This is a genomic window from Amycolatopsis oliviviridis, from assembly GCF_014654365.1.
In the GTDB taxonomy this organism is placed as follows: Bacteria; Actinomycetota; Actinomycetes; order Mycobacteriales; family Pseudonocardiaceae; genus Amycolatopsis; species Amycolatopsis oliviviridis.
On record NZ_BNAY01000001.1, the window covers coordinates 928,310 to 945,718 of the forward strand.

The following is a 17,409-nucleotide window of genomic DNA, read 5'->3' on the forward strand; positions in this document are numbered from 1 at the left end:
GGGAGGCGACATGCGGGCCAGGGACCTGATGACGAGACCGGTCGTGACCGTCGCACCGGAGACGACCGCCAAACGCGCCGCCGAACTGCTGACCGAACACGGTTTCACCGCCCTGCCGGTGGTGAACGACGAAGACCGCTTGGTGGGCATCGTGACCGAGGCGGATCTGATCCGGGATCGGTTCCCGGACGACATCCGTTCCGCGAAGCGGCCGTCGGGTCAGGCGGCGCCGGGCATCACCGTTGCCGAGGTGATGACGACGCCCGTGATCGGGATGAGCGCCGGCGCGGATCTCGCGGAGGTCGGCAGGGCGCTGCTCGACGGGAAGTTCCGGGCGATGCCCATTGTGGACGGTGCGAAGGTGGTGGGCATCCTCACCCGCGGCGACTTCGTCCGCGCGTTCGCCCGCGCCGACGAGGCCATCGCCGCCGACGTACGCCATCACCTCGCCATCTACGGCGGACCCGGCCGATGGACGGTCGACGTCCAGGAAGGTTTGGTCCGCATCGGCGACCGATACGGGAACGACACCGACCATCACGTGGCGAAGGTCATCGCGGAAGGAATCCCCGGAGTCGTGCAAGCGAAAGTGACTTACCAGGAAGGTGAGGAATGAATGCCGCGGTGAACAGGATCGTCGTCGGTGTGGACGGTGCCGAGCCGGGCCGGGCGGCGGTGCGCTGGGCGGCCGTCCGCGCCGCCGAACGGGGCCTGGGGCTGTTGATCGTGCATGCCCTCCACGTGGAGCAGCGCGCATACGGCGGTGGGCTCGCCGGGCCCTCGCCGTGGTTCGACGTGCTCGCCGCGGACGGACGGCGCATCCTCGACGAGGCCATGGAGGAAGCCGCGTCGGCTGCGCCCGGTGTCCGGGTGGACACCCTCATGCCCACGGATTCGCCGGTCTCGGCCCTGGTCGGCGCGTCGGAGCCGGCGACGATGGTCGTGATCGGCGGTACGGGCAAGGGTTTCTTCGGGGAAATGACCATAGGTTCGACTGCGTCGGCGATCATCGCGCACGCGCACTGCCCCGTGGTCGTGCTCCGGGGCAGGAAGGGTACGACGAACTATCCCGAGGACGGGCCGGTGGTCGTCGGGGTCGACGGGAGCCCGTTGAGTGAACAAGCGGTGGAAGCGGCGTTCGAAGAAGCCTCGCGCCGGAACGCCTCGCTGGTGGCGGTGCACGCTTGGTCGGACGTCACCTATGACGACGTCTACGGCATGGCGCGGCTGGTCACGCAGTGGGAGTCCATCGAGGACGACGAACGCAGACTGCTCGCGCAACGCCTCGCGGGCTGGCAAGAGAAGTATCCGGACGTCACGGTGAACCGCTCACTCGTCCGGGACCGGCCGCGGCAGGTCCTGCTGGACTGGAGCGGAAAGGCCCAGCTGGTGGTCGTCGGCAGCCGCGGGCGCGGTGGGTTCACCGGCCTTCTGCTCGGCTCCACCAGTCAGGCACTGGCCCATTACGCCGAATGCCCGGTGATGGTGGTCCGGCCGAGGAAGGCCAGGTGACCACTGCCGGTTCCAAGATCGCGCCCGCGGTTCCGACCGCGGCCGAACTGTCCCGGGTGGACGCTCAGTGGCGGGCCGCGAACTACCTCGCCGCCTGCCAGATCCACCTGGTGGACAATCCTCTGCTGAAGACACCGCTGAGACCCGAGCACGTGAAGCCCCGCCTCGTCGGTCACTGGGGGACCTGCCCCGGGCTGAACTTCGTCTACGCGCACTTGAATCGCGCGATCGTGCAGCGTGACCTCCCGATGCTGTTCGTCACCGGTCCCGGCCATGGCGGGCCGGCGCTCTACGCGCAGACATGGCTCGAGGGCAGCTATTCGGAGGCTTGGCCGGAGGTGTCCTACGACGAGGCGGGCCTGCGAAGGCTCTGCCGTCAGTTCTCTTTCCCCGGCGGCGTTCCCAGCCATGTGGCGCCGCACGTGCCGGGGTCGATCCACGAGGGCGGGGAGCTCGGCTACTCACTGGCGCACGCGCACGGTGCGGCGTTCGACAATCCGCACCTCGTCGTGGCGTGTGTGGTGGGGGACGGCGAAGCGGAGACCGGGCCGCTCGCCACGAGCTGGCAGTCGGGCCGGTTTCTCAATCCGGTCCGTGACGGCGCGGTGCTGCCCATCCTGCATCTGAACGGCTACAAGATCGCCAACCCGACCCTGCTGTCCCGGATCGCCGGGTCGGAACTCGACGAACTGTTGCGCGGCAACGGATACGCGCCGAGGTATGTCGAAGGGGATGACCCGGAACCCATGCACCAGGCCATGGCCGCGGCTCTCGACGACGTGCTCGACGAGATCGACGGCATCCAGGTGCGGGCGCGGTCCTCGGGACGCCCGCCGGAGCGGCCGCGGTGGCCACTGATCGTGCTCCGCAGCCCGAAAGGGTGGACCGGACCCTCCTTTGTGGACGGCCAGCCGGTGGAGGGGACGTGGCGTTCGCACCAGGTGCCGCTTCCCGGGGTCCGCGAGCACCCGGAACAGCTGAGCAGGCTCGAGGACTGGCTTCGGTCCTACCGGCCGGAACTGCTCTTCGACGAGAGCGGGCGGCCGACCGGTGAGGTCACCGCCCTGATCCCGCGCGGTGACCGGCGGATGGGTTCGTCTCCACAGGCGAACGGCGGCCTCGTACTGCGGCCACTCGACCTGCCGGAGGTCGCCGCGCACGCGATCACCCTCGAACGGCCGGGTGGCACGACCGCGGAGCCGACGCGGGTACTCGGGAAATGGCTCCGTGACGTGTTCGCCCTGAACCGGCGCACCGCGAACTTCCGGCTGTTCGGGCCGGACGAGACCGCCTCCAATCGGCTCGAAGCGGTTTTCGAAGTGACCGCGAAGACGTGGCTGTGCGAGACGCGGCCGGTCGACGACAACCTCGCCGCGGACGGCCGGGTGATGGAGGTGCTCTCGGAGCATCTGTGCCAAGGCTGGCTCGAGGGCTACCTGCTGTCCGGTCGACATGGGCTCATCTCGTGCTACGAGGCCTTCGCACACATCGTCGATTCGATGGTCAACCAGCACGTCAAATGGCTCAAGGTGCATCGGGGGATACCGTGGCGGCGGCCGGTGGCCTCCCTGACGTACCTGCTGACGTCGCATGTCTGGCGGCAGGACCACAACGGGTTCTCCCATCAGGATCCGGGATTCGTCGACCACGTGGCGAACAAGAGTCCCGAAGTGGTGCGGGTCTACCTCCCGCCGGACGCGAACACCCTGCTGTGGGTCGCGGACCACTGTCTGCGCAGCCGGGACTACGTCAACGTGATCGTGGCGGGGAAGAACGACGGCCCGGTCTGGCTGGGACGGGAGCAGGCCGCACTGCACTGCGCTCGCGGTGCCGGGATCTGGGAATGGGCGGGTGCGCACCCGAATCGCGAACCGGACGTCGTGCTGGCCTGCGCCGGCGACGCACCGACGGTCGAAGTGCTCGCGGCGGCGAAACTGCTGCGCGACCACCTGCCCGCCGTCGCGGTGCGCGTGGTCAACGTGGTGGATCTGATGCGCCTGCTGCCCGAAACCTGGCATCCGCACGGAATGAGCGATCGTGAATTCGACTCGCTGTTCACGACGGACCGGCCGGTCGTCTTCGCGTACCACGGCTATCCGTGGCTGATCCACCGCCTCACCTATCGGCGGGCCGGTCACGCCGGGTTCCACGTGCGCGGGTATGTCGAACACGGGACCACGACGACTCCGTTCGACATGCTGGTGCGCAACGACATGGACCGTTTTCAGCTGGTGATCGACGTGATCGACCGGGTGCCCGGGCTGCTCACGGGTGCGGGCCCGGTCCGGCAGCGGATGACCGACGAGAGGGAACGTCACCGGCGGTGGATCGTCGAGCACGGGGAAGACCTGCCGGAGATTCGCGAGTGGAGCTGGGAGGGACGATGAGGGTGCTGGCGCTGAATCCCGGCTCGTCGAGCCTGAAGACCGCCCTGGTGCAGGACGGGAAGCCAGTCGGCTGGGCGGCGTGGTCGTTGCCGGAGGCCGGGGACGACACCACGGTGGTGGGCGAAGCGCTCGACAGATGGTCCACAGTGGATGCTGTCGCGATCCGGTTCGTGCACGGTGGTTCGCGAGCCGGACCGGAACGGCTCGACGGCCTTGCGATCGGCGCGTTGCAACGGCTGATCCCGCTGGCGCCCTTGCATCAGCCGCGTGCGGTCGGCCTGGCCCGGGCGGTCTTCCGGCTGCGGCCGTCGATCCCGGTGGTCGCCGCGTTCGACACGTCGTTCCACGCCACCCTCCCTCCCGCGGCGACGCACTACCCGCTGCCGCGCGAATGGACCCGGCAAGGACGGCTGCGCCGGTACGGCTTCCACGGCCTCTCCTGCCGGCACGCGGCGCGCCGTGTCGGGGAACTCCTGGATGTCGCCGAGCCCCGTCTGCTGTGCTGCCATCTGGGCGCGGGCGTTTCGGTGACCGCGATCCGCGACGGCTGGAGCATGGACACGAGCATGGGCTTCACGCCGCTGGAGGGACCGGCGATGGCCACGAGGTCCGGTTCGGTGGACCCGGGATTGCTGCTCCACGTGATGCGGACCGCGCCGATGGGCGCCGAGGAGATGGAGGACGCGCTCTACCGTCGCTCGGGTCTGGCCGGGATGAGCGGGACCGACGGTGATCTGCGCTCGGTGCTCGCGTCGGCCACCACCGGGGATCCGGACGCGCTGGCCGCGATGGAGGTCTATCTGCACCGCGTTCGCCGCGAGATCGGGGCGATGGCGGTCGCGCTCGACCGGCTGGACGCGGTCGTCTTCACCGGCGGGGTCGCCGCTCACCAGCCTGAGTTGCTCGCGAGGCTCACGGAACCCCTTGGCGTCCTCGGCATCGAGGCCGACTCGGAGCGCTGCCTCGGGGACGGGGATCGCGTGGTCAGTCCCGAGGGTGCTTCGGTGACGGCACTCGTGCTGGGAACAGGGGAGGAGAAGGAACTCGCGCGGGCCGCGGAGGAGGTGCTGGCGGCCAGGACACGGCCTAAGGCGCCGACGGGCTGAACTGATGCGCGGCCCGCGGCGTCACGAGCACGGTCGGGCAGGTCGCGTGCCGGACGCACGCGGTGGCGACGCTCCCGAACGCGAGCCGCCTTCCCGTCGGGGAACCGAGCACCAGCAGCTCCGCGCCGTCCGCGGCGGACAAGAGTTCCGACGCCGGGTCGCCGGTGCGGATCTGGCACGTCACGTCCACCTCCGCCGCGAGTTCTTCACGGATCCTCGCGACTTCGGCCGCGAGCGGGTACCCGTGCCGGATCAGGATCCGTCCGTGGGGTTGTAGGGCCAAAGACGATCCGGGGAGGAGGAAATCCTTGGGGCGGACCAGGACCACTTCGACGCGGACGCATCGCGCGCGGCCCTCGATGATCGCCCAGCGGACCGCCTGCTCGCCGTGTTCCGTCCCGTCGGTACCGACGACGATCCGACGTCCCGCGCCTGTTCGCTGGTTCATGGCCTTTCCCTTTTCGAGTTGGTGCCGAGGACGACGCCGGAGTCGTGTCATGACCTCACGTACACGCATTACCGCAGTGTCGGCCGGTCGACGGGGGCGTCGTAACCGCTGGAGGTCCCGGTTTCCCAGGTCCGAGCGGTCACCGGGGCGGTGCCGAAGGTCCCGTCCCGACAGGGCCCACGGCACTGCCGCGCGCCCGGCCGCCGCGACACGCTGGAAACGTCCGCCGAGTGCTAGGAGCGCAGGATGATCTTCACCGACTTCCCGGTGATCACCACGGCGCTGAAGGCAGCGGTGCGGGCGCCTTCCCCGCACAACACCCAGCCCTGGTTCTTCGAGGTGGGCGCCGAGGAGATCGAGGTACATCTCGACGAGGACCGCGTGCTGCGGGTGTGCGACCCCGACGGCAGGGAGGCCTGGCTCGCGTGCGGCGCCGCGTTGCTGAACATCGAGCTCGCGATCGCCGCCGCGCGGAGGCTTTCCAGCACCGAGCTCCTGCCGGATCCGGCACGCCCGTCGCTGCTGGCCAGGGTCGAGCTCGGCGGCAGGCATCGGACGAGCGCCGAGGAGCTACGGCTCGCCGCGGCCATTCCCCGCCGGTACAGCAACCGGCGCCCGTTCGCCGACCAGAAGGTCCCCGCCCACCTGCGGGTCGCCGCCGAACTGGCCGCCCGGACCGAGGGAGCTTGGCTGCTCATGGTCGACGAGGCGGGCCTGCTCGAGGCGACCGCGTCGCTCATCAGGCGAGCCGACCATCTGCTGGCCCAGGACGACGCCTACCAGGCCGAGTCGCGCGCCTGGACCACCGGTCACGGCCGGGACGACGGGGTGCCCGCCTCCGCCGGCGGACCTCGGCCGGCAGGTGGGCTCCTCCCGGTGCGGCACTTCCACGAAAGCGAGGTCTCGCGGCCGTTCGAACAGGACCCGGTCGTCGCGGTGCTGACGACCTCCGACGACCGGCCGCAGACCCGGCTCCGCGCGGGACGGGCCATGCAACGGGTGCTGCTGTCCGCGACCATGGCGGGGCTGAGCGCCTCGTTCTACTCGCAGCCCATGGAGATCGCGTCCACGCGGGCCGAGCTGCGCGAGCTGATCGGCGGGGACCGTTATCCGCAAACCCTCTTCCGGCTCGGCTACGGCTACCCGGGCGTCCCGACGCCGCGCCGTCCGCTCGAAGCCGTCGTGCGTGAGAGGCCGCGGCCGGAATGACGCGGGAAAGAGGAGGGCTCAGGAGCGATACCAGGCGATCCCGCGATAGACGGCCTCGGCGGGGTCGTAGCCGTAACCGATGATGATGTTTCCGCTCATGGTGACGTGCTGGGCCACGATGGCGTCCAGACCGGCGGGAGACGGCAGCCGACGAGGTGTCGCGTCCTCGTCCCACCAGACCGGGCGCACCGTCGTGCCGCCCGCCGACTCGCCGACGACCACACCGGCGTCGTCGATGTCGAAGCAGGTACTGCTGGTGTCCGACGGCAGCGGAGGCAGCACGGTGGGCTCGCCCGACCGGTCCCAGCGGACGCCGATCTGCTGCCCGTCCGTCGTCGCGCCCCAGCCGATCGTCGCACCGTCATTGGTGAGTCTCAGCGTCTGCCCGGCCCGGAAAGCCTGGCCACCGGCCAACAGCGTGGCCTGGCCGTCGCGGTTCCACGACACGCCGTCGGCGGCCACCACGCCTTGGTCGTTGACGCAGCAAGCGGTCGCGCGACGTGGCGAGGGCAACCGGCTGATCTCACCCGACCGGTTCCAGCGCACCGCGGTTCGCACGCCGGAGTCGTCTTTGGCGGTCCCCGCGACCTCGTCCAGTTCGTTCAGGTCGTGCGCCTGGGTCTCGCCGCCGGCCGTCAACGGTTCGAGTTCCACGAGGTGACCTTCCGGAGTCCACCGGATCGCGTGCCAGCGGTAGCCGGGTTCCATCACGCCGCCCAGCATCGAACCCCGGTCATTGATGCGGTTCACCGCACCCGAGACCGCATCGGCGGGCATTTCGAGCCTCTCCACGGCACCGGCGGGATCCCAGCGCACCGGCCGGAGTTGCTCGCCGTCGTGAAGAATTCCCGCGATAACACCGGTTTTGTTCACATCGCAGGCGCGCCCGCCGGAATACCCGTCGAGGACGGCCAAAGCGGACGGGTCGCCCTCGCGGTTCCAGCGGGCGGGGGTGGAGCCTGACTCGCCGACGACGAATTCGGTGTCACTGACCGAGTACGCGCTGGTGCCTTCACCGCCGGCCAGCGGCCGCAGGTCGATCGCGGTGTAGCCAGGTCGCTCGAGCATCGCTACCGCCTGGGTGGTGGACGGGGCCGGGCACGAGTGGGCAGCTTAATGCGATCCGGGCGCACGGCGGCGAAAAGAGGACTGACCGGGTGAACACCTGGCTGTCATCGGGACGCTGTGTGGCCGGATTTCCTCCGCACAAGCGTCCCGATGGTGGTTCAGCGAAGCCAGCGATTGTGCTCCACAAAGGACAGGCGGGACCACCGGCCGCCCAAGCCGAGGTGATTTCCCGCCGCGGTGGCCGCCACAGCGATCAGAACGACGGCGTAGACGAAGTGGTAGTCGATGACGGGATTGGTCGACAGGCTCGGCTCGCCGGTGATGGTCGTCCGGGCCGGTGGCCATTCCGCGACCCACATGAGCGCCATCATCACGGTTCCCGTGAAGGCCGAGATCCACAGTCCGATACCGACGGTCACGGCGAGGCCGATGCCCAGGAGGCCGATCATGAACAGCCAGTCCGCCCAAGCCGCACCCGCCCACGAACGCAGGGTGCCGGCGAACGGCCCCACGTCGACGTGGCTCAGGAACCCTTTGGTGGGAGAACCGCCGTTGACCCAGGCGTTGTTCGACGTCGTGGCGTAGCCGAAACCGAAAGCCTTGTCCGCGAAGGCCCACAGGAAGATCAAGCCGATGGAGATACGGAGAACGGCCAGACTCGTACTTTTCATCGCTGTCCTCTTTGGAGGGAAGATGTGCGGGTGCGCCGGTCGTCCCAGACGAAATCGAGCCGGTTCTTCACCGCCAGCACGCCCGCGATGTCGGCGGAGAGTTCACCCGCGCGTTCCACCGCCCCGCGGCTGTCGAGCCTGCCGAGAAGGGTGACGACGCCGTCGGAGACGGTGACGGAGGCTTGACCGGGTGGCACCCGGAGAGTGTCCGCGAGGATGTCGTGTTCGACCGCCGTGCGGATCTCGTCGTCCGGACGGCGGAAGACGGCGAGCAGGTCGCGGCGCGCGACCACACCGACCAGCTTCCCGGCTTCGACGACGAAGAGCCGCCGGATCCCCGCGTCGGCGAGCCGGACGGTGGCCGCGGTGACGGACGTGTCCGCGCCGATCGTGGCGGCCGGGCTGGTCATCAGATCCCGGGCCAGCAAAGCACCCGTCTTGCCGAGCCGGGCGTGACGACGACGACGGCGGCGATGGTCCAGACGGGTGAGCAGGTCCGCTTCCGACACCACTCCGACCGGGACCCCGGCGGCATCGACGACCGGGACCGCGCTGATCCCGTACCGCGCCAGCGTGTCGACGATCTGCTTGTACCCGGCGTCCTCGGCCACGCACACCGGGTTCGCCGTCATCACCTGAGAAACCTTTTGGCGCATGAGAATCCCTTGGCTGATCGCGTTCGGCTCGTTCCGTTCCGAAGCTAGACACACCGGGCGGTTCCCGGCCGGTGCCGTTGGTCCCGGAAGAGCGGGACTTCGGCCGCGCCGGACGCCACTACCGTCGTGGGCCCGGACCGGAGTGGACTCGAACGAGATGTTCCGGAACGAGGAGCCGCCGCATGCGAGAGTCGAACGACGCGGTGCGTGGGCAATGGTCGGACGGCGAGGTCGAGGTGCTCGCCAGGGCCGCGGTGAGCGCGCCGTCGACGCGTCGTGGACGGCCGTGGTCGCTCTCGCTCCCGGGGCGGCGTGTGGAAGTGACGGAGCATGTCGATCCGGCTGGTCCGTCGTCCACATCGGACCGTCTCGATCATCTGATCTCTTGTGGGGCGGCGCTGGCGAATCTCGTCCTGGGGGTACGCGTCCTCGGCTGGGGCGCAAGGATCAGCCTGGCGGCGGAGGAGGAGGCGCCACTGGTCGGCACCGTGGTCGCGACCAGGAGGGCGCCGCCGTCCGACCGCGATCTGCACGGCTACTCCGCCATCTCGCGCCGGGCGAGTCACGACGTCGAGTTCTCGCGGGTGCCCGTGGCGCCGGACCTGATGGCCCGGATCGTCCGGCGAGCACCCGGGGACGTGCACTGCCGGGTGGTGCACCCTGGCGAGCTGGGGCCACTGGCGGATGTCTTCGCTTCGACCAGGGACGAAACGGAACTGAACGCGTGGACCGCCGCCTGGAACATCGGCCGGGTCGGCGTGCGGTACTCACCCGGCTCCGGTGCCGAGCCGTGGGCCGAGGTCGCCCGTAGCTGGCCCCTGCTCCCCGACGGCGTGAAACTGGCCGCCCGGCTGAAAAGAGAGACCCTGGTGGTCTTCTGCGCCACCACCCAGCGCAGACCCGAGATGGTGTCGACCGGAGTAGCGATGGAGTCGGTGTGGCTCGCGGCGGTCGAAAGCGGGCTGGCGGCTTCGACCCTGACCCGTCCGCTTCGCGTGCCAGGGATCAGGAGCCGGCTTGTAGCCGAGCTGGCCCTTCCCGGCGCGCCGGGCTTGATCATGCGTTTGGGCTATCCGGCTGGGTGACTCGGATGCGTCCGGCAGGGTCGTCCCCGAGCGGACAACGCGTCATGTCTTGGCAGCGGGTCCGCTGAGTGGAACGCTGGGCCCGTCCTGACGGCGAACGAGCCGTCATCCGACCGGAAGGAGGCCGGCGATGTCGGCCGAGTCGCGACCGGCTGGCAGTCAGCCTCCGCCCAGCGCGGCGGTGCTGACCGGGCTACGGCTGGACGAGTTGCTGCACGAGGTCCAGGAGCGGCTCTCGGAGATCGTCAAGACCCGGGACAGGCTGCAGGGGCTGCTCGACGCGGTTCTCGCGGTGGGGACCGGGCTCGAACTCGATTCGACCTTGCAGCGGATCGTCCAAGCGGCTGTGGAGCTGGTCGACGCCAAGTACGGCGCGTTGGGTGTCCTCGGTGACGAGGACGGCCTTTCCCAGTTCGTGTACGTGGGCATCGAGCCGGACCTCCGGGCGACGATGGGGCATCTGCCCGAAGGCAGAGGGCTTCTCGGCTTGCTCATCGAAGAGCCGCAGCCGGTCCGGGTCCCGGATCTGTCGGCGCATCCGGCCTCGGTCGGTTTTCCCGCCAACCACCCACCGATGCACAGCTTCCTGGGGGTCCCGGTCCGGGTGCGGGACGAAGTGTTCGGGAACCTTTATCTGACCGAGAAGCGCGAAGCCGCGGAATTCACCGCGGACGACGAGGTCGTGCTGCAGGCACTCGCCGCCGCCGCGGGGGTGGCGATCGACAACGCGCGGCTGTTCGAACGCTCACGGACGAGGGAACGGTGGCTGGAGGCGGTGGCGAAGGTCAACGGCGAGCTGCTCGGCGGTGCTTCGGTGATCGACACGCTGGGCTTGATCGTCAGGAGCGTCAGGGAGCTGGCCGGGGCCGACGAGGTGATGATCCTGCTGGCCGAGGACGGGCCGAAGGGAACGCGGCCGCTGACGGTGACCGCGATCTCCGGCGAACGGCAAGGTGCTCTGCAAGGGAAGTCGATCTCTGGTGAGCACCCGTTGCTCGACGAGGTGTTCGACGGCGGGCAGACCTGCCTCATCGCCGACCTCGGCACGGTCTTCACCTCGGGAGACAAGGCGCTTTCCGGCCCGGGGGCCGTGGCGCCGCTGACCAGCACGGCGGGCGTCGGTGGCGTTCTGGTCGCCAGCCGGGAGAAGGGCACCCAGCAGTTCAGGGCCGACCAGATCCCGATGTTGTCCTCGTTCGGCGACCAAGCCGCCGTGGCACTCGAATTCGCCGAGAAGCAGCGCAACCAGCGGTTACTCGACGTGCTCGCCGACCGTGACCGGATCGCGCAGGATCTCCACGATCACGTCATCCAGCGGCTTTTCGCCACCGGCATGAGCCTGCAGAGCATCCTGCCGAGGGTGCCGGACGACTTCGCCCGAAACCGGGTCACCCAAGCCGTCGAGCAGCTCGACCGGACCGTCCGCGAGATCAGGACGTCGATCTTCGACCTGCACACCGCGGGAACCGAGGAGTCGACGAGCCTTCGACGGCGGTTGCTCGACGTCGTCACCGAACTGACCACGGCTCCGGCGGTGACACCGTCGGTCCGGATCGCCGGCGCCGTGGACACCCTCGTCCCGCCCGAGCTGTACGAACACGCCGAGGCCGTGGTCCGTGAGGCGCTGAGCAACGCGCTCCGGCATTCCGGCGCGGACGAGATCTCCGTGACCGTCGAGGCCGACCGGGAACTCGCCATCGAGGTCAGCGACAACGGCGTGGGTCTGCCGTCGTCCGGCAGACGCAGCGGGCTCGACAACCTTTCGCAGCGAGCCGAGCGGTGCGGGGGACACGCCGAGTTCACCGGCCGAGCGGGCGGCGGGACCCGGATCGTGTGGCGCGTTCCGTTGTAGCGCGACGATCACGGCTAGCGGTCGCCGAACAGCGGGATCCAGTCCTCCTTCTTGAGCTCGGCCGCCAGCACGGCGGCCTGCGTCCGGCGCTGGATGCCGAGTTTGCCGAGGATCCGGGAGACGTAGTTCTTGATGGTCTTCTCCGCCAGGAAGAGCCGGTCACCGATCTCGCGGTTGGTGAGCCCTTCACCGATGAGTTCGAAGACCGCTCGTTCCTGCTCGGACAACGCGGCGATCGGATCCTCGCGGTCGTTCTCCCGCCGGATGCGGTTCATCAGCGCGGCGGTGGTGCGGCTGTCGAGCAGGGAACCGCCGTCGGCGATGGTCCTGATCGCGGAGACGAGGTCGTTGCCGAGCACCTGCTTCAGGACGAACCCGGACGCGCCTGCCATGATCGCGGTGAAGAGGGCTTCGTCGTCGGCGTAGGACGTGAGCATCAGACAGCGCAGACGCGGCCGAGCGGAGAGCAGTTCGCGGCACAGTTCGATGCCGGTGCCGTCCGGGAGGCGGACGTCCAGCACCGCGATGTCGGTGTCGCTCGCGGGAATCCGGGTGAGGGCCTCCGAGACCGACGCGGCTTCGCCGGAGATCTCGATGTCCGGCTCGCTGCCGAGCAGGTCGAAAAGCCCCCGCCGGACGATTTCGTGGTCATCGACCAGGAACACCTTGGTCGTCATGGCTCGCCCTCCCGACGCAGGTCCCGGCCGTGTGCCCGAAAGTACTCCGGCGCCCGGATCGACACACCGGTCTGTACGTCCTGTGGCGGAAGGGCTTTGGTCCCTCACCGGACAGCGTCGGGGCTTAGGTCCCGGCGATCCGAGTCCTCCGCACCTGCGCACCGCACCCCGGCCTGGCGCACGGTGGGATCCCGGCACGGCACGATCGAGGAGGGCGGGAGCATGGTGGGGCGAAAGCGGCGAGAGGTCTGGTCGACGGCGGAGACCGAGGTACTGGCACGGACCTTGCTGCGGGCTCCTTCGGTGCACAACACCCAGCCGTGGATCCTGGAGTTCGATCCGGACCGGCTGCTCCTGGTCGAGCGCAGGGACCTGACCCTGCCGGAACACGACCCGCTGGGCCGCGACCGTGTGCTGTCCTGCGGCGCCGCGCTCGCGAACCTGGAGATAGCCGTCCGCGTGCTCGGATACGAGCCGCGGACGGAGACCTTCCCCGAACCGGACCGCCCGGAAGTGGTCGCGTCGCTCGCCCCGGGCGAGCGTGCGGTGCCTTCCGCCGCCGAGCTGCACCGGTACTCCGCCATCGAGCGACGGCGTAGCTATCGAAGGCGCTTTTCCGGGCGGCCGGTCTCGCCTCAGCGGGTCGGCGAACTGATGGTCACCGCCGCTTCGGCGGGCGTCGAAGCCAAACCGATCCGCGATGAGCTGGAGCTGACGCGGGTCGCCGAGTTGCTCGAGTTCGCGGCGGAAGCCCATCAGCACGACCACGGGTATCAGCGTGAGCTCGCGTTGTGGACGATCCGCGACGAGGTCTCTCATCGGCACGGTGTGGGTCTCGCGGCGACAGCGCTCCCGCCGGGTTCGTTGCCGTGGGCGGGACTGGTGCGGCCGTCCACGGCGTTGCCGGACAGCGCGGTCCTGATGCGACGGCTGGCCGAAGAGACGCTGCTCGTGTTCCTGACCCTCGACGACACCCGGCACGACCATCTGGCGGCGGGTCACGCGCTGCAGACGACGTGGCTCGACGCGGTCGACGGCGGCCTCGTCGGCTCGGTGCTGACCCAGCCGCTGCACCTGCCCGAGGTCCGCTCCGCGTTGTGCGAGGACCTCGAACTGGCCGGTTTCCCACAGGCGCTCATGCGGTTCGGTTACCCCTCCGGGGCGGTACCGGCCAGCCCGCGCCGCGCGATCGACGAACTACTCGGACGCGGCTTCTGAGCTCGGCTCAGTTCCGCATCTTCCGCATCGCGGCGCGGCGTTCTTCGTACTCGGCCTTGTCGATCTCGCCGCGGGCGAAGCGTTCGTCGAGGAGCCGCAGGGCTTCCTCGTCGCCGGCGGCGGGCCCTGGGTAGCGGCGGAGCAGGAGCACGGCGACGGTGACGACGCCGGCGATCACGGCGACCGCGATGGCGAGGATCAGGACCACGCCGACCCAGTCGTTGCCGTAATAGTGTCCGTGAGGCATCACTGGAGGTCCCTTTCGGTCAGCGGCTCTGATAGCGCAGAACCGGGTGGCTGTCCGAGGGCGGGGTCGGCGAACGCGCGCGTCGGCAGGACGCCGGGGGTGTCGTCCCACGCGGGCGCGTTCGCCGACGGGATGCCGTCCGGAGCGGTGTGGCGTCCGCTCCAGGCGGCGAGTTCGGTGCGATAGACCGGAACCGAAGGCGCCCGGACGGCGAGGGCCACCGCGTTGTCGACGGTGAAGTCGTCGGGAAGGCCACGATCCATCGGGAGCACCCGCCTCATCGGTAGGGGAACCGGTGAACACCATGGTTCTTGCGACCCGCGACGCCGAGGAGGGTCGGAGGACCCGGCTGGGAGGGTCCTTCGTTCCTGTCCACGGGGCCCGGAAACCCGGATCGTCGAGCTGTCCGCTCCGCGTCGAGGAGGAGCCGTGAACCAGGCAGTTCGTGTCGAAGCCAGGCTCGACCCCGGTCTGTCACGCTGGTTGTGGCTGGTGAAGTGGGTGCTGGCGATCCCGCATTACCTCATGCTCGCGTTGCTGTGGCTCGCTTTCGTGCTGCTCACCGTGGTGGCCTTCTTCGCCATCCTGGTCGCCGGGCGCTATCCGAGAGCGATCTTCGAGTTCAACGTCGGTGTGCTGCGCTGGACCTGGCGCGTGCATTACTACGCCTACGCGGCGCTGGGCACCGATCGCTATCCGCCGTTCACCCTCGCCGACGTGCCGGAGTACCCGGCGAGGCTGGAAATCGACTACCCGGAACGGTTGTCGCGCGGACTCGTGCTGGTGAAGTGGTGGTTGCTGGCGCTCCCGCACTATCTCGTCGTCGGCCTGTTCGCGGGCGGCGGCCTGTGGCTGGCTTGGCGATCCGAGGACGACGGGTTCAGCTGGGGCGCCGGCGGGCTCATCTGTCTGCTCGTGCTCGTCGCCGGGTTCGCGCTGCTGTTCACCGGCGAGTACCCGAAGCCGATCTACGATTTCGTGCTGGGCATGGACCGCTGGGTCGTCCGGGTCGGTGCCTACGCCGCGCTCATGACGGACGAGTATCCGCCGTTCCGGCTCGATACCGGCGGAGCCGAGCCGGATTCCTCCACCGGCGAGAGGGTCGTGTCCGGGCGAAATCCGGGCGAGTCCGGCTGGACGCGGGGCCGGATCGTCTCGGTGGTCTTGGGCGTGGTCCTCGGCCTGACGTCCATGGGGCTGCTCACCGGCGGCGCGACGGCCCTGTGGCTGGACAGGTTCGCTCGTGACGCCGACGGCTATCTGACCACCGCGGTGTCCTATCGCACCGAAACCTTCGCGCTGGCCAGTGAACGCATCCGGTTCGCCCGTGCCGCCGACGATTCCGTGCCCGCGCTGGGAGCGCTGGGCGATCTCCGGTTGACCGCGGTGGACGTGACCGGGAAAGCGGTCTTCATCGGGATCGCGAGGTCGGACGCCGTCCGGCGGTACCTCGCGGGAACGCCGTACGCGACGGTCACCGACCTTTCCTCCGGCGCGGTGATCACGCATGAGGGCCCCGACTCGCCGGGACCACCCGAGACCAGGGACATCTGGAAGGCGCAGTCCAGCGGCCTCGGCACGCGGACGGTGAGCTGGCCCGACGAGCCGGGGGACTGGACCGTGGTGGTGATGAACGCCGACGGGTCCCCGGTCGTCGACGTCCGGGCCGAGGCCGGGGCGACCGTGCCCATGCTGAGCTGGTACGCGTGGTCGCTGCTGCTCATCGGCGCCGCCGCGCTGGCGGGAGCGGTGGCAGTCGTCGCCGTCGCGGTCGCGCGGGTGGCACAAAGAAATTCGACCGCAGGACAAGGAGAACGCTGATGCGGGCGATGGTGGTGTACGAGTCGATGTTCGGGAACACCGAGCAGGTGGCGAAGGCCGTGGGGGCGGGGCTCGCGCCGTATGCGGAGGTGTCCGTGGTAAACGTCGACGACGTCGAGGACGTGACGGAAACCGACCTGTTGGTGGTCGGTGGACCGACTCACGTGCACGGGATGTCGTGGCCGTCGAGCCGGACCGAGGCGGCTCGGCAGGCGATGGACGACGTCCGCTCGGGTACAGGCCTCCGCGAGTGGCTCGGCGCCCTGAACCGGAAGTCCGGCGGCAGGCCGGTCGCGACCTTCGACACCCGGTTGGAGAAACCGCGCTGGCTCACCGGATCCGCCGCGGTCGGCGCGGAACGCAGGCTGCGGCGGCTCGGCTTCGGGCCGCTCGTGCCTCCGGAGAGCTTCTTCGTCGAGATGGACGAACAGCGGACGGTACTGCGCGCCGGTGAGCTGGACCGGGCCCGCGAGTGGGGTGCCGCGCTCGGCGGAAGGTTCGCATCGGCCAGGAAGCTCGGCTAGCCCGGAGAGGCGGTGTGACGGTGGGAAAGCGTGAACCCGTCGTAACGGGGGTCGACGGCTCCGAAGCCGCGCTGCGGGCGGTGCGCTGGGCGGCGGGCGAAGCAGTCCGGAGCGAACGGCCGCTGCGGCTGGTCCACGCCAGTGCCCCGCCGAGCCACGACTATCCCAATCTGGAGGTCACCGCCGCCGAGATCCGCGAGGCGATGTGGGCGACCGGGGCCAGAAGGCTGGAGATCGCGGCCGCGGTCGCCCGGACGTCGGAGCCGACGTTGGAGATCGAAGCCGAGGCCAGGACCGGGGACCCCCGGGTCCTGCTGGTCGAAGAGTCGTGGCGGGCCGCGGTGGTGGTGCTGGGTTCCCGCGGGCTCACCGGTGGCGGCCGGTTGCTGTTGGGATCGTCGGGACTCGCGCTCGCGGTCCACGGTCATTGCCCGGTCATCGTCGTCCGCGGCGGCCGCACCAGATCGGGGCCGGTATTGGTCGGTGTCGACGACTGGGGTGGCTCGGCCGCGGCGGTGCGCTTCGCGTTCCAGGAGGCGTCGACGCTCGGCGTGCCGGTGACGGTGCTCAAGACCTGGAGCGGGGCCGATCCGGACGGGACGGTCACCGCGCACGAGTACTTCCTGCGGCCTCTGGAGAAGCAGATCGACCGGGTCGCCGCCGAGTTCCCGGCCGTCGTGTCGGAATGCCTCGTCGTCCGGGGCCGTCCCGGCCGGGTGTTGATGGAATACGGCGAGCGCGCCGGGCTGATCGTGGCCGGGACCCGTGGCCACAGTGGTTTCGGCGGTCTCATGCTCGGCTCGGTCGGCCTGGAACAGCCGGGATTCGCGCCGTGCCCGGTCGCCGTCGTCCGGCCGGGGGTGGTTCCCGCGTTCGGCATCCGGCGGGAGGAACCGCTTTCGGTGAAAGGCGATCGGACCTGAGATGC

The 17,409-nt window shown here is 69.7% G+C and carries 17 protein-coding genes and 1 pseudogene; 11 read left to right on the plus strand and 7 right to left on the minus strand.

Annotated elements, in window-relative coordinates; translation table 11 throughout:
• The first annotated feature begins 10 nt into the window (after positions 1-10).
• Genes IE302_RS03900 through IE302_RS03915 form a run of 4 tightly spaced genes read left to right on the plus strand, consistent with a single transcriptional unit; the run spans position 11 to position 5,005 of the window.
• Positions 11-616, plus strand: coding sequence for a CBS domain-containing protein (locus IE302_RS03900; protein ID WP_191251769.1), 606 nt, complete (start codon positions 11-13; stop codon positions 614-616).
• Complete coding sequence (locus tag IE302_RS03905; protein WP_191251772.1) at positions 613-1,512, plus strand: universal stress protein; 900 nt, start codon at positions 613-615, stop codon at positions 1,510-1,512. The genes IE302_RS03900 and IE302_RS03905 overlap by 4 nt, the downstream gene beginning before the upstream one ends.
• Positions 1,473-3,899: a phosphoketolase family protein gene (locus tag IE302_RS03910; RefSeq protein ID WP_191251773.1), complete on the plus strand. Its 2,427-nt coding sequence runs from the start codon at positions 1,473-1,475 to the stop codon at positions 3,897-3,899. Before IE302_RS03905 ends, IE302_RS03910 begins: the two co-directional genes overlap by 40 nt.
• On the plus strand, positions 3,896-5,005 hold the full coding sequence (locus tag IE302_RS03915; RefSeq protein WP_191251778.1) for an acetate/propionate family kinase: 1,110 nt from the start codon (positions 3,896-3,898) through the stop codon (positions 5,003-5,005). The genes IE302_RS03910 and IE302_RS03915 overlap by 4 nt, the downstream gene beginning before the upstream one ends.
• Here IE302_RS03915 and IE302_RS03920 read toward each other — a convergent pair.
• On the minus strand, positions 4,986-5,453 hold the full coding sequence (locus tag IE302_RS03920; protein ID WP_191251781.1) for a universal stress protein: 468 nt from the start codon (positions 5,451-5,453) through the stop codon (positions 4,986-4,988). The genes IE302_RS03915 and IE302_RS03920 overlap by 20 nt on opposite strands.
• A 246-nt stretch (positions 5,454-5,699) precedes the next feature.
• Between IE302_RS03920 and IE302_RS03925 the strand changes: the two genes are divergently transcribed.
• Entirely contained in the window at positions 5,700-6,662 is a 963-nt protein-coding gene (locus IE302_RS03925; protein WP_191251787.1) for an Acg family FMN-binding oxidoreductase, read from the plus strand.
• Positions 6,663-6,680: 18 nt separating this feature from the next.
• Here the strand turns inward: IE302_RS03925 and IE302_RS03930 are convergent, their stop codons facing one another.
• From IE302_RS03930 to IE302_RS03940, 3 genes are all read right to left on the minus strand, one after another.
• Positions 6,681-7,730 (minus strand): hypothetical protein, encoded by a 1,050-nt coding sequence (locus IE302_RS03930; protein WP_191251788.1) that lies wholly within the window; start codon positions 7,728-7,730, stop codon positions 6,681-6,683.
• 158 nt (positions 7,731-7,888) lie between these two features.
• On the minus strand, positions 7,889-8,401 hold the full coding sequence (locus IE302_RS03935; protein ID WP_229907579.1) for a hypothetical protein: 513 nt from the start codon (positions 8,399-8,401) through the stop codon (positions 7,889-7,891).
• Positions 8,398-9,033 carry a CBS domain-containing protein gene (locus IE302_RS03940; protein WP_229907580.1) on the minus strand — a complete coding sequence of 212 codons (636 nt, stop codon included), beginning with the start codon at positions 9,031-9,033 and terminating at the stop codon, positions 8,398-8,400. Before IE302_RS03940 ends, IE302_RS03935 begins: the two co-directional genes overlap by 4 nt.
• A gap of 206 nt (positions 9,034-9,239) precedes the next feature.
• On the opposite strand from IE302_RS03940, the gene IE302_RS03945 reads away from it, so the two are divergent.
• Both IE302_RS03945 and IE302_RS03950 read left to right on the plus strand, forming a co-directional pair.
• On the plus strand, positions 9,240-10,142 hold the full coding sequence (locus tag IE302_RS03945; protein WP_191251790.1) for a nitroreductase family protein: 903 nt from the start codon (positions 9,240-9,242) through the stop codon (positions 10,140-10,142).
• A gap of 130 nt (positions 10,143-10,272) precedes the next feature.
• Positions 10,273-11,994 (plus strand): sensor histidine kinase, encoded by a 1,722-nt coding sequence (locus tag IE302_RS03950; RefSeq protein WP_191251791.1) that lies wholly within the window; start codon positions 10,273-10,275, stop codon positions 11,992-11,994.
• Between the two features lie 14 nt (positions 11,995-12,008).
• Here the strand turns inward: IE302_RS03950 and IE302_RS03955 are convergent, their stop codons facing one another.
• Complete coding sequence (locus tag IE302_RS03955; protein ID WP_191251792.1) at positions 12,009-12,671, minus strand: response regulator transcription factor; 663 nt, start codon at positions 12,669-12,671, stop codon at positions 12,009-12,011.
• Between the two features lie 222 nt (positions 12,672-12,893).
• Here IE302_RS03955 and IE302_RS03960 point away from each other — a divergent pair, with 222 nt between their 5' ends.
• Complete coding sequence (locus IE302_RS03960; protein WP_191251793.1) at positions 12,894-13,889, plus strand: Acg family FMN-binding oxidoreductase; 996 nt, start codon at positions 12,894-12,896, stop codon at positions 13,887-13,889.
• Positions 13,890-13,896: 7 nt separating this feature from the next.
• Here IE302_RS03960 and IE302_RS03965 read toward each other — a convergent pair whose 3' ends face one another.
• Together IE302_RS03965 and IE302_RS03970 are read right to left on the minus strand one after the other, a co-directional pair.
• Positions 13,897-14,136: an SHOCT domain-containing protein gene (locus IE302_RS03965; RefSeq protein ID WP_191251796.1), complete on the minus strand. Its 240-nt coding sequence runs from the start codon at positions 14,134-14,136 to the stop codon at positions 13,897-13,899.
• A 35-nt stretch (positions 14,137-14,171) separates the two neighbouring features.
• A pseudogene (locus IE302_RS03970) lies at positions 14,172-14,327 on the minus strand (Acg family FMN-binding oxidoreductase); the annotation flags it as partial.
• 238 nt (positions 14,328-14,565) lie between these two features.
• Between IE302_RS03970 and IE302_RS03975 the strand changes: the two are divergent.
• From IE302_RS03975 to IE302_RS03985, 3 genes are read left to right on the plus strand one after another with little or no spacing between them, the layout of a single operon-like run.
• On the plus strand, positions 14,566-15,957 hold the full coding sequence (locus IE302_RS03975) for a DUF4389 domain-containing protein (RefSeq protein WP_191251798.1): 1,392 nt from the start codon (positions 14,566-14,568) through the stop codon (positions 15,955-15,957).
• Positions 15,957-16,481: a flavodoxin domain-containing protein gene (locus IE302_RS03980; protein ID WP_191251800.1), complete on the plus strand. Its 525-nt coding sequence runs from the start codon at positions 15,957-15,959 to the stop codon at positions 16,479-16,481. The genes IE302_RS03975 and IE302_RS03980 overlap by 1 nt, the downstream gene beginning before the upstream one ends.
• Positions 16,482-16,495: 14 nt before the next feature.
• The gene (locus IE302_RS03985; protein ID WP_191251802.1) at positions 16,496-17,404 is read left to right on the plus strand and encodes a universal stress protein; all 909 of its coding nucleotides are present in this window, start codon (positions 16,496-16,498) and stop codon (positions 17,402-17,404) included.
• Positions 17,405-17,409 lie beyond the last annotated feature (5 nt).